The sequence below is a fragment of the Chryseobacterium suipulveris genome, from assembly GCF_022811685.1.
Lineage (GTDB): Bacteria > Bacteroidota > Bacteroidia > Flavobacteriales > Weeksellaceae > Kaistella > Kaistella suipulveris.
Genome location: NZ_CP094532.1, coordinates 2,522,501 through 2,534,988, shown reverse-complemented (window position 1 = coordinate 2,534,988; position 12,488 = coordinate 2,522,501). Strand labels below are relative to the sequence as shown.

Below are 12,488 nucleotides of genomic sequence, written 5' to 3'. Positions count from 1 at the left end.
AGGGTTTGAGGGTTTGAGGGTTTGAGAGTTTGAGGGTTGGAGAGTTGGAGAGTAGGTGAGTTGGAGTGTCGATGAGTGATGAGCGATGAGTGATGAGTGATGAGCGATGAAATTCAAGAATGAATTTCTTCGAGTGAATTTCTTCTTTAGCTATGATCTTTGAAATTTGAAACCTGAAACTTGATACCACTGAAACAATTGCAACCACATAATAATCTGCGTCATCTGTGAAATCGGTGAGAAATTATCATTGGCTAAAAACGATAAACTTAGTTTTCAACTCTAAACCGCCGAAAGCCGAAAGCCGATTGCTTAAAGCCGATTAATCCTTCCCAAAATACTGCTTCACAGAAACACCAAACTTCTTCTTGAATTCCTTATGGAACATTTCGTTGTTGGTGAAGCCCGTTTTTTCTGAAAGTTCTGTGATGCTCTTCAATTTATTTTCAGGTATTTTGAGGAGCTGCAGGAAATAGTCGATTCGGAGGTCGCTCAAATATTCATTGAAGTTCTTTTCTTTGTCGGCTTTGATGATGGCGGAAATATACTTTTCGTTGGTTCCGAAATCCCTTGCAAGCGAACTGAGCTTAATGTTTTTGTAGGTAAAGCGCTTTTCTTCTTCGAATGTGGCGAGTTTTTTCTGGATGAGGAGCACTGTTTCTTTCCGGATCGGGGCATATTTGCTAAAGTCGGTGGGTTCAGAACTTTCAGGTTCGGTTAGTGGAAGTGTAGTTGGGGTAATTTCTGTCGGCTCAGCTGTAAACGGCGCATCGTTGTGTAGGGAAAGGGCAATGGTTTCAAGAGTTTCAGTCGTGGAAAAACCATGATCTTCCGAATGTGGTGATATTTTTTTTCGCAGTTTTTTACTCCGGTTTCGGTAAAACAACAGTCCCGCAACAATTAGTATTGTTCCAATCCAAATCGGTGCAAACTTTTGCCATTTCTTATAGTTTTCCAATTCCTTTTTGGCGGCGAGCAGCTCGGTTTCACCCATTTTCTTTTCTAAGCGTGTGCGGATTTTTTCCCTGCTTTCGTTTTCCTTTTTGGTGATGATCAGGAGTTTGTCGATATAGTGCAGTTGCAGGTCTTTATCTGCTTTGTTTTTGTAGATGTCGATCATCGCCTCAAAGCCGGGGCGGAATTCGGGGAAGAGTTTGCCCGTTTCATCATAGTCCTTTTCGATCAGCTGAAGGTAGGGAATGGCTTTGTCGTATTGGTTCAAGTGGTAGTAGCTCATGCCGATATAGAATTTTTCGGTGAGGTGTTTCCATTTGTCGTCGTAAAGTTTCAGGGCTTCGTCGAGTTTCTCGATCGCTTTGGGATAATTGTTTTGGAAGTAGAAGTTGGTTCCTTCGGAAGAGACAAAATACGGGAAGTAGCCCAAAAACTCCCGGTTTTTGCTCACATAAGCTTTTCCCTCGTCGATAAGATTCTGACTTTCAGAAAAATGTTTCAAGCGATTTTCAGTTCCAATTAATCCAAGTAATGAGTAGAGGTAATATAGTCGATAGTCAGTATTGCCTATTCTCTTTTGATTGTTTCTGAAAAACTCTGTGGTTTCAATAAATAAAGTATTGGATTCCGAATAAGCTCCCAGAAAAGTTTTGATTTCCGCAATCGAATATTTTGCTGTATTGATTAAATAAAGATTCTTGGTTTCTTCAAAAATTTTTAAAGCGTCAAGGGTATATTCTAAGGATTTCTCATAATTTTCATTTCCCTGATAAACCAAAGCTTGTGACAGAAGCGCCTCACCTGTCTTATTCCTGTCATTCAGTTTTATAGAGGAAACAATTAAACTGTCACCGTATTTTAGTTGTATTTCTTCTCTGGAATTAAAGGTTGCAAATAAATATCCTTTATGAATATTATCGGCATTCCCTTCTTTTTTTGCTTTCCTAATAAACATTTCTACATAAACCATCGACTGTTCGGGTTGATTTTCCAGAGACTTTATCTTCTTTTCCAATGCTGGATAATCAGAATATTCGCTTAAATATTCGCCGGGCTGCGCAAATGACAGGAACGGCAATTGTGTAAAAAGGAAAATCAGGAGAAAAAAACTGCGGAATTCCGTCACTTTGGATGCTTTTGAAACCCAAATGTAGCTAAAAAATCTTATCTCTCGGAAATTTTTTATATGCTGATTATGAGTGGTTTGCTGATGGGGTTTTCATTTTTTGACAATGGTTTTTCTGATTTTGACAATTTTCATCATTAAAATTTCCGTCGGTTCTTTTGGTGGGTATCGGTTCGGCATATAGATTTGTCGGTAAGGAATCACGGAAGATTTTCGGAAAGAACAGGAGCTCGCTATTTCAGATTTTGTGAAGAAAGGAGTAAAATAAATCTCACAGATGAAAACGAAAAACTTTTAAGACGCAATTGCATGTGATTAGAATTTTTTAAACCCATTAAAATTTTAAAGCATGAAAAAAATAGTATGGTTCGCTGCCGCAATCTTATTGTTTGCATTGACGAGCTGCCGAGAACAGGAGAATTTGCCCTATTTTCACAAAGAAGATATGGATACAGCCAAAGACCTTATGATGAACAGGAATAGTTCCGAAGATTCGGATTCTGTTCTTGTAGGGTTGCCTCAAGAAAATGCCCCAAATGTAAAACCACCAATTAAGTAATTGACCAGAATATTCAGTAGCTACGAATAGGAGGAGTTTGCGGGAACTCCTAAAACATCCCGCAATAGCCGGAAGAAGCGGAGCCGGCGGCTTAAAACAAACGGTTTCGCAAAACTTAAATCTTTAACCAAAGACAGCGGTCGCAAATACGTGCCTCTCCCGACCGTTGCTCTTTAAAACCAAAAATCTGGAGGAGACAAAAATTATTATGAAAACAATGATTAAATTTTTCGCGGTGTTGATGGTGTTTGTGGGTTCTTTTGCATTTGGGCAGAAGTCAACGAAATTGGAACCTACTGCCAAAGATGTAAAATTTGCAGACGCGCCTTCGTCAAAAATTGGAATAAAAATCCATTGGGTGATCGGAAGGACATCTAAAGATTGTGGTGGATTTGGTTTCTGTAAAGGATCTTATGTTGATATAGATGTGAGCTTTCGGCAATCAACAGCTACGGGGTATTTAATTGAGGACTCGAATCAAAGCTATTATCGTTTTGATTTGGCACAAACAATCGATACAACAAGATTTGATAACACCTTGCATGTTGACAATGACATTCCCGTTGAGATGGACGGAAGAACTTATACGCTAAAAGCTGGTGCATATAAGCCAAGCTTTGACTCAAATATTTACGGGTCATATATTATTCCGGTATCAATCAGATAGCATTAACCCCATTAAATCCTTTCTGTTGGTTGCAACAGAAAGGATTTTAAAAAGAAAAATTATGAAAAGAATTATCATGCTCTTTTGCTTATTGGCACTTGTATCCTGTCAGCAAATTGGCAAAACAATTTTCGGTTTTAAAGACCCGAAATTAGAGAACCCCCAAAACATCAAGATGTATTTGGATCAGAATAAAATGCAGCATGGCGACAACTATCTTTGCAAAGACAAGAAAGCATTTTCAGACATCATAAAAGTCTTCTATAAGAGAATTCCCGAAGCTATATTGTTTGACAAAAACGGTAACGAACTCATTTATAAAGAAGATTCCGAATCATGTAATGCCGGATTATTTCGGGTTATTCCAAATCTGGATGCCAATACTAAACTAAAAACAGGCACTCATAATATACAGCAACTTATTACCGACTTTACTATTCCATTAGAATCGGAGTCAATGCATGTAATGAATGATTCAGATTATTATCTTATGATCAATTGGGCAATTTTTGTAGGAAATAGAAATGTTGACCATGTTTCGGCTTGGCAGGAGCTGGCTGAAAACAACAGAAAAGTGAAAATTAAGGTAGTAAAGCTGAATATGGATTTCCAAGACGGATGGGGACTGACAGAGAAAGAGATTCAATTTAAATAAGTTCAGGATTGAAAATAACCTGTAACAGAATTACACCCATATTAATCGTTAAATTTTAAACCCCTATAATATGAAAAAACAACATGCAATTTTGCCTGCAATGTTTCTTTCGCTCTTTCTGTTTTCGCAAGAGGCAAGGATTTCGGCAGATATTCGTGGCAGAGACTGCCACGGAGGTTTGGGATTGTGCGATGTTTCTGGGGAGCCGCCAAGTGTGAACAAAGATGCGGTTACGGTGAGAAAAATTTCCGGTCAGTCCATCGCTTTTGTGTTTGACAACAGAACACTTTCCACAAGCTCGCAAAGAAACATTGCAGGAAAAGAATTTGACAAAATTTCACCCACCGAAAAATTGCAATTCTCTCAGGAAAAGGATATCATCCTCGAGGATTCTTTGCTCGATCAATTGCAGATTGACAGAAAGTACGGGAGAATAAAGGAGGGGAATTATCCGCTGCTTTTCGAAAAAGAGGAAGCGGTGGTGATCTTCACCCTTTCAGAGAAGTAATGCGCTTCGTGATTTCTAAACCCGGGCATTGCCGGTGAAGCGACTAATGGCAATGCCCATTTTAAAATTTGAGTATTATGAAAAATTTACTACAAACTACAATGATCTTCCTTTTCTTCTTTTTAGGAGTCATCTTTGCTTTTGCAGAAGAACTTAAAGATGATCCCAATATAGTGGTGGAAGAAATGTATGCGGAACTCGAAACAGTTTCTAAAAGCTATTCCGAAAAAATCACTTTCTATAACAAGAAGTTGCAAGAAATTGATATTGCCCTAATTCAGGAAAAAAACACGGAAAGAAAACTCAATCTGCTCCTTGAAAAGGATATGCTGAAAACAAACATCAGCAATAATCTTTCAGATATGTCGAATGAGATTTCTAAAATCAGATACATAAAAGGATTACAAATTATCCGAATCTTATATGAAAAGGTTCTAGGGCTGGATCATCATTTTTCATCCGTTAGAACTTTTTCGGAAATTTCAAAAATCTCAAACCCTACCCAATATCCTGAATTTGAAAAAGTGCAGGATCTCATCAAGTCAAAAAAAGATAAGAAGTTTGGTTTCGATCTCACAAGTATTTTGGGAACAAACTCAATTGCCTCGGTAATCAATACATTTACAAGCATGTTGGTTTCCAACCTTACCAAAGAAGAGAAAGAATCTGAGCTAAAAAAAGTGGACTGCATTATCGACTTCACACTCCGGATGCAGAATGACTTGAACACGATTTATTTTGAAACCGCCTTTCTGCAAAAATCAAATGACGGAATCAAAAAAGATATCGAAACGCTCTTTCGCGATTACACCAAACCAATAGGTTACGCAAAATCACTTAAAGAATGTCGCGAAAACGACGACTGGAGCGAGGTGAAAGATAAACTCGAAAACTATGTGCTGACCATTGCTAAATCCGAAAACCTTCAAAAAAGAAAGATGCAGATCGAGGTGGAGTTTCCTATTGACCGACTCATCCAGTTTATCGGCGGATACAATAACTTTATCAATTCGGGTGAACAGTTTTACCAGAAATTTAGCATTATCCTAAACAGCTACCAAAACCAAACACAATGCGAAAGTAAGTTACCGATCGAATACGGCAAACTGAAATCCGACATTAATATTGCCATTGATAAGTTCAATGTCGCCTACAAACCCGTAGAAGTAAACGGCAGCAAAATGAAGGAAATACTTTATGGCATCAATGAGTTTCAGTAGCAATACGATAATGAAAAAGATCTTTACTTTTTTTAAAACCTTTCCCACAGCAATCTTGCTCTTTCTCGCAGGATTGATTTCCTCTTGGATGGTTTATCTCTCCTGGAGTAAATTCCTCAATCCAACAATGGCTGCTTATGGCGCCGTTGCGGTTCTAACCTTTGCTTTGTCGGCGTTGATGTTTCGGTGGAGGTATTGAGGGGGTGTGTTGGTAAGTCGGAGTGTGGGTGAGCCAGAGCGAAGATGAGTGATGGGCGATGAGTGATAAGTGATGAAATTCAATAGTGAATTTCTTCGAGTGAATTTCTTTCCTCAGTTATGATCTCGAAACTTCAAATCTACCTGTCGGCAGACAGGCCTGAAACTTGAGAATTGCAACCAACACAAACAAATACACGTTCTATCCAACTCCAACTTTTTCCGTATTTTTGCACCGTTTACAAGAATAAATGAAGAAGCAAAGCACTTGGGATATTATCAGACGGCTTTTCGTGATTGGCATGAAGTTCCGCGCGTGGTTTATTTTCACGCTCGTTATTTCAGTCCTGCTTTCCGTAATTTCCACATACAGACCTTATCTCACCATGCAGATCGTGGATACCGACATCATCCGGCTAAAGGACAAGGCGCTGATGATGAAGCACATCTATATTTTGGTGGCGTTGGTTTTTGGGGAAACCATTCTGAACTTTTTTCTGGTCTATTTTTCCAATTTTATTTCGCAAAATGTCATTCGCGATATTCGTGAACGGCTTTACCATAAACTGATCTACTTCCGCACTTCCTTTTTCGACAAAACTGCGGTGGGGCAGCTCGTAACCAGGGCAGTAGGTGATGTGGAGACCATCGCCACCGTTTACACGGATGGATTCTTGATGGTTTTTGGAGATATTTTACGTATCATTTTCGTGCTGTTCATGATGTTTCAAGTGGATGTGCACCTGAGTTATATCTCATTGGCGATTTTACCTTTGATGGTGGTCATTACGAGATTTTTCCAAAAACGTTTAAAGAAAGCTTTCGGCGACGAGCGAACCTGGACAGCCAACCAAAATTCCTTCGTACAGGAACGGCTTTCAGGAATGACCTTGGTTCAGGTCTTCAACCGACAGAAGGCGGAATTTGAAAAATTTGATCAGATTAATATCACTTTAAAGGCGGCTTTGCTGAGAACAGTTTTCATTTTCTCGCTGTTTTTTCCCGTTGTCGAACTGATTTCTTCGCTGTTTCTCGGGTTTATCCTGATGTATGGAGGTTTTATTACTATTAAAGCAGGTGCGGTAATCGCTTTTATTCAGTACATTTCCATGCTGATTCGTCCGCTAAGACAAATTGCAGACCGCTTCAACAACATCCAGCGTGGAATCGTAGGTGCAGAAAGAGTTTTGGGAGTGATGGATGAAGATTTTATGCTCCCAAATAACGGAAAAGTGATGAAAGATCATTTTGACGGTAAAATTGAATTTAGGAATGTACATTTCTCTTATGATGAAAAACAGGAGGTTCTGAAAGGGATCAGCTTCTTGGTAAATCCTGGCGAAACGGTGGCGATTGTGGGTGCGACTGGAGCGGGGAAATCCACGATTATCAGTTTGATTACGCGACTTTACGACATTAATTCAGGCAAGATTCTTCTCGATGATGTTGATTTAAAGGATTATGAACTCTACAATCTGAGAAGTCATGTCGGAGTTGTTCTGCAGGATGTTTTCCTTTTCCACGGAAGTATTTTCGAAAACCTTTCTTTCGGCGACGACACCATTACTTTAGATAAAATCCGTGCGGTTGCAAAAGACATCGAGGTAGATGACTTTATCATGTCGCTTCCCGATGGTTACGATTATGTGGTGCGTGAACGTGGTTCGTCGATTTCTTTGGGACAAAGACAGCTCCTTTCATTCTTAAGAGCTTATCTTACTGATCCGAAAATTCTGATTCTCGATGAGGCGACTTCCTCCATCGACCAAGAAAGCGAGAAACTCATCCAGCGAGCAACGGAGAAAATCACCAAAAATAGAACCTCCATCATCATTGCGCACCGACTTTCAACCATCGAGAAAGCGGATAAGATCATCGTGATGGATCACGGAAAAATCGTCGAGGAAGGAAAACATATGGAACTTCTCGACAAAAACGGTTACTACGCCACACTCTACAAAGCCCAGCTGAAAAAGGAAGTGGAGGAGAGCAAGTAGTTTTTGCGGTTGCAATTGTTGCAGTTGGTGCATTTTGGTGCAGTGGTTGTTAAAGTTTGCTCAAATGGTTCCTGAGCAACGCCAATCAAAATTCACCATTCACCGCAAAGCGAATTCACCATTGACAATCGTTTATGGAAATCACATGGCTCTTGTTTCTTTTGCCTTGTTTCTTGGATCTTCAGTTTCCTACAACCGTCTTCGCAATTACAAATTCTTTCAACGCCAAAAGCGACAACTCGGTTCCATAACCCGAAGCTTTCGCACCACCAAACGGTAAACGAGGGTCCGAGCTTGACTCTTTATTAATACTCACAGTCCCGGAATCCAGATTTTCGGTAAAGAATTGTTGGCGCTTTTTATCCTTCGTCCAAACTGAATTGGAAAGTCCAAACGGAATATCATTTGCGAGTTTCAGGGCTTCATTGTCATCTTTTGCGACCAGGACCATTCCAAGTGGCCCGAAAACTTCCTCATCCAAAATTGGATTTCCCTTTTTCACTTTAATCAAACCTGGCACGAATTCGTTGGGAGAAATTCTTTCAAGCGGCAAAATAATTTCTGCTCCGTTTTTTATTGCAGCTTTATATTGTTTCTCCAGATCATCCGCCAAATCTGGACGCGCCATTCCTGCTATTTTGGTGGCTTTATCCAAAGGTTTTCCAGGAACAAATTTTTGGTACTCCTTTATAAATAAGGGAAGAAAATCTTTTTCAATATTTTTCTGGATGATGAATCGCTTCCCTGCGTTGCACGCTTGTCCGCAGTTCTGGAGACGCGCTTTTGCACCGCTTTCTGCTGCTTTTTCAAAATTGGCGTCATCCAAAACGATGAACGCGTCGCTTCCACCAAGTTCGAGCAGGGATTTCTTGATATTTCTTCCCGCGGTTGCCGCAACTTCGGCTCCCGCTTTTTCACTTCCCGTTAAACTTACTCCGCGAACGATCGGGTTTTCCAAAACTTTCTTCACCTCTTCGTGTCCAATCTCCAGATTCTGGAACACACCTTTTGGAAAACCTGCTTCCAGAAACAGCTTTTCAATCCTTTTCCCGCTTCCGAAACAGATTGATGCATGCTTAAGCACCACCGTATTTCCCGCCAAAATTGCAGGCACGGCAAAATATCAAGACTTGCCAGAACGGAAAATTCCACGGCATGATTCCCATAATCACGCCTATTGGAACATAGTGGATTTCCGAGATTCGGTATTCGGTTTTTATTTTTTCTGGTTGAAGAATGTTTTCGGCTTTTGCATAATAGCGGCACATCAAGGCACATTTCTCTATTTCGGCAATGGATTGGGAAATGGGTTTGTTCATCTCTTTTGTGATGATCGTTCCTAAAGCTTCACGGTTTGAATCGAGCACTCCTGAGAGTTTTTCTATCAGTTTTTGTCTTTCTTTAAAGGAAGTTTTTCGCCAGTTCTCAAAGGATTTTTGAGCGGCATTAAGTTTATTCTGTAAGTTCATTGTACAAAGAAATTTAGGTGAGTCCTTATATATATAAGGTGGTGGATTGTGAAATCCGTAGTAACAAAGGTAGCAAAATCAGCATTAATTAATAAAGAGTGGCTCAATCACTCTCTGTATCATTGTGGTAAGAATTGTTTGCAGGTCAAAGAATTTTACTTAATTTTGAAGAAATAAAAAACAGAGAAAATGAACACACCGTCTGAACTAAAATACACAAAAGACCACGAATGGGTAAGAATTGAAGGAAACATCGCAACAATCGGTATTACAGATTTCGCGCAGGGCGAATTGGGAGATATTGTTTTTGTTGATGTGGATTCCGTGGATGATGAACTTTCCGCAGGAGACGTTTTCGGAAGCGTGGAAGCAGTAAAGACTGTTTCAGACCTCTTCTTGCCACTTTCCGGAACTGTAACTGAATTCAACTCCGATTTGGAAGATCAGCCAGAATTGCTCAATACAGATCCGTACGGAAAAGGTTGGATCATCAAATTGCAGATTGCGGATGGCGCGGATCAGTCCGAACTTCTTTCAGCAGAGCAGTACCAAGCTTCCCTTGGATAAAATTTCGAAAATATTTGCTAAGATTTTGCCCATTTATTGGGCATTTCTTACTTATATGCTTCTCAAACCAGGTGTCGAAAACCGCGAATACTTCTTTATGTTCGACGGTATCGATAAGGTACTCCACCTTTCAATATTCATGGTTTTGGGATTTTCATTCATGTGCGCCTTTCCCCGAATCAAGTTTCTCATCTTCCTCCAAATAATGCTCTGCTACGGGATGCTCACCGAAATTTTGCAGGATGTGATGGGGTTTGGCAGATCTTTGGAAGGGCTCGATCTCGTCGCCGATACGGTCGGTTTTCTTTTAGGGTATATCCTTTTCCAGAAGATTAAATCTCTTTGATTCTTTTTTTGGACGGTCCCCTCGCCGACGCTTACTTTACACTTTTATAATTTTCCCACACCTCGGGTCGAGCTATTCGTTCCAATTCCTCGCTCCTCCTTCGTCGTCACTGCGGGATTTCCACTACTATCCCTACCGCGACGTATACATTTCACATAATGTGGATAACTTGACGACGACTGCAACCTCCTTTTCGCCAAGTATTTACGCGACACTTTTTCCACTTCCAGCTATTTTTACGATAAGTTGCTTGCTCACTCCGCAATGAAGCATTACCTTTGCACCCACCTTTTAAGGAGGTAGCGAAGTAGCTTTTATATATAAGTCAGGAATGGCCGCAAAAAAAAATTAAAAAAAATATTTGCAGTTTCAAAAATTTGCTTTATCTTTGCAGTCCCAATTCGAAACAATGATGCGGGGAGCGCAGGAGGGCGGGATGTTTAAGGATGACGGAAACAAAATCTCTGAAAGATTTCACGCTGAATAGAAGACAGTTAGGAATAATTTCAAATTTTTTTCTCAAAACATTTTGCCATATAGAAAATAGTTTATACTTTTGCACTCGCAAATCGGACGAAGCGGCAGAGCGGAGTCTGGATAGCGGAAGAACGGAGTTCATTGAAAGAAAAGATACAACAACCAAGTAAGGAAAAAAACCAAGGCGGAGTCATGACTTTGAGCGGGACGGACAAACATACAGTGGAGAGTTTGATCCTGGCTCAGGATGAACGCTAGCGGGAGGCCTAACACATGCAAGCCGAGCGGTATGGGTAGCTTGCTACCCAGAGAGCGGCGTACGGGTGCGTAACACGTGTGCAACCTGCCCCTATCCGGGGGATAGCCCTCCGAAAGGAGGATTAATACCCCATAATATATCTGGTGGCATCACTAGATATTGAAAACCCCGGTGGATAGGGATGGGCACGCGCAAGATTAGATAGTTGGCGGGGTAACGGCCCACCAAGTCGATGATCTTTAGGGGTCCTGAGAGGGAGATCCCCCACACTGGTACTGAGACACGGACCAGACTCCTACGGGAGGCAGCAGTGAGGAATATTGGACAATGGGTGGAAGCCTGATCCAGCCATCCCGCGTGAGGGACGACGGCCCTATGGGTTGTAAACCTCTTTTGTACGGGGATAAACCTATCTACGTGTAGATAGCTGAAGGTACCGTACGAATAAGCACCGGCTAACTCCGTGCCAGCAGCCGCGGTAATACGGAGGGTGCGAGCGTTATCCGGATTTATTGGGTTTAAAGGGTCCGTAGGCGGGCCCGTAAGTCAGTGGTGAAATCTCGCAGCTTAACTGCGAAACTGCCATTGATACTGCGGGTCTTGAGTGGATTTGAAGTGGCTGGAATAAGTAGTGTAGCGGTGAAATGCATAGATATTACTTAGAACACCGATTGCGAAGGCAGGTCACTAAGGTCCAACTGACGCTGAGGGACGAAAGCGTGGGTAGCGAACAGGATTAGATACCCTGGTAGTCCACGCCGTAAACGATGCTAACTCGTTTTTGGGCCGCAAGGTTCAGAGACCAAGCGAAAGTGATAAGTTAGCCACCTGGGGAGTACGTCCGCAAGGATGAAACTCAAAGGAATTGACGGGGGCCCGCACAAGCGGTGGATTATGTGGTTTAATTCGATGATACGCGAGGAACCTTACCAAGACTTAAATGGGGATTGACAGGTTTGGAAACAGACCCTCCTTCGGGCAATCTTCAAGGTGCTGCATGGTTGTCGTCAGCTCGTGCCGTGAGGTGTTAGGTTAAGTCCTGCAACGAGCGCAACCCCTGCCAACAGTTGCCATCATTCAGTTGGGGACTCTGTTGGGACTGCCTACGCAAGTAGAGAGGAAGGTGGGGATGACGTCAAATCATCACGGCCCTTACGTCTTGGGCCACACACGTAATACAATGGCCGGTACAGAGGGCAGCTACCACGCGAGTGGGTGCGAATCTCGAAAGCCGGTCTCAGTTCGGATTGGAGTCTGCAACTCGACTCTATGAAGCTGGAATCGCTAGTAATCGCGCATCAGCCATGGCGCGGTGAATACGTTCCCGGGCCTTGTACACACCGCCCGTCAAGCCATGGAAGCCGGGGGTACCTGAAGTCGGTGACCGTCAAAGGAGCTGCCTAGGGTAAAACTGGTAACTAGGGCTAAGTCGTAACAAGGTAGCCGTACCGGAAGGTGCGGCTGGAACATCTCATTTTAGAGACTA

Annotated in this window: 9 protein-coding genes, 1 rRNA gene and 1 pseudogene; 9 read left to right on the top strand and 2 right to left on the bottom strand. The window is 41.7% G+C overall.

The window, feature by feature from the left end:
- Positions 1-322: 322 nt before the first annotated feature.
- A complete protein-coding gene (locus tag MTP09_RS11910; RefSeq protein WP_243548568.1) occupies positions 323-2,080 on the bottom strand; it encodes a tetratricopeptide repeat protein in 1,758 nt (585 codons plus the stop codon).
- A 349-nt stretch (positions 2,081-2,429) separates the two neighbouring features.
- Between MTP09_RS11910 and MTP09_RS11905 the strand changes: the two genes are divergently transcribed.
- The 6 genes from MTP09_RS11905 (at position 2,430) to MTP09_RS11880 (ending at position 7,884) form a co-directional block, all read left to right on the top strand.
- Positions 2,430-2,639, top strand: coding sequence for a hypothetical protein (locus MTP09_RS11905; RefSeq protein ID WP_243548567.1), 210 nt, complete (start codon positions 2,430-2,432; stop codon positions 2,637-2,639).
- Between the two features lie 208 nt (positions 2,640-2,847).
- A complete protein-coding gene (locus tag MTP09_RS11900) occupies positions 2,848-3,306 on the top strand; it encodes a hypothetical protein (protein ID WP_243548566.1) in 459 nt (152 codons plus the stop codon).
- A gap of 61 nt (positions 3,307-3,367) precedes the next feature.
- The gene (locus MTP09_RS11895; protein ID WP_243548565.1) at positions 3,368-3,961 is read left to right on the top strand and encodes a hypothetical protein; all 594 of its coding nucleotides are present in this window, start codon (positions 3,368-3,370) and stop codon (positions 3,959-3,961) included.
- Between the two features lie 70 nt (positions 3,962-4,031).
- Positions 4,032-4,469, top strand: coding sequence for a hypothetical protein (locus MTP09_RS11890; RefSeq protein WP_048500707.1), 438 nt, complete (start codon positions 4,032-4,034; stop codon positions 4,467-4,469).
- 77 nt (positions 4,470-4,546) lie between these two features.
- A complete protein-coding gene (locus MTP09_RS11885; RefSeq protein ID WP_152669387.1) occupies positions 4,547-5,689 on the top strand; it encodes a hypothetical protein in 1,143 nt (380 codons plus the stop codon).
- A gap of 449 nt (positions 5,690-6,138) precedes the next feature.
- The gene (locus MTP09_RS11880) at positions 6,139-7,884 is read left to right on the top strand and encodes an ABC transporter ATP-binding protein (protein ID WP_243548564.1); all 1,746 of its coding nucleotides are present in this window, start codon (positions 6,139-6,141) and stop codon (positions 7,882-7,884) included.
- A 181-nt stretch (positions 7,885-8,065) separates the two neighbouring features.
- Here the strand turns inward: MTP09_RS11880 and MTP09_RS11875 are convergent.
- Positions 8,066-9,353, bottom strand: a pseudogene (locus MTP09_RS11875) (aldehyde dehydrogenase family protein).
- A gap of 189 nt (positions 9,354-9,542) precedes the next feature.
- Between MTP09_RS11875 and gcvH the strand changes: the two are divergent.
- The 3 genes from gcvH (at position 9,543) to MTP09_RS11860 (ending at position 12,479) form a co-directional block, all read left to right on the top strand.
- Positions 9,543-9,920 carry a glycine cleavage system protein GcvH gene (gene gcvH, locus MTP09_RS11870; protein ID WP_243548563.1) on the top strand — a complete coding sequence of 126 codons (378 nt, stop codon included), beginning with the start codon at positions 9,543-9,545 and terminating at the stop codon, positions 9,918-9,920.
- Positions 9,862-10,266 carry a VanZ family protein gene (locus tag MTP09_RS11865; protein ID WP_317618761.1) on the top strand — a complete coding sequence of 135 codons (405 nt, stop codon included), beginning with the start codon at positions 9,862-9,864 and terminating at the stop codon, positions 10,264-10,266. The genes gcvH and MTP09_RS11865 overlap by 59 nt, the downstream gene beginning before the upstream one ends.
- A 696-nt stretch (positions 10,267-10,962) precedes the next feature.
- Positions 10,963-12,479: ribosomal RNA gene (locus MTP09_RS11860) — 16S ribosomal RNA — on the top strand.
- The last annotated feature ends 9 nt before the right edge of the window (positions 12,480-12,488 follow it).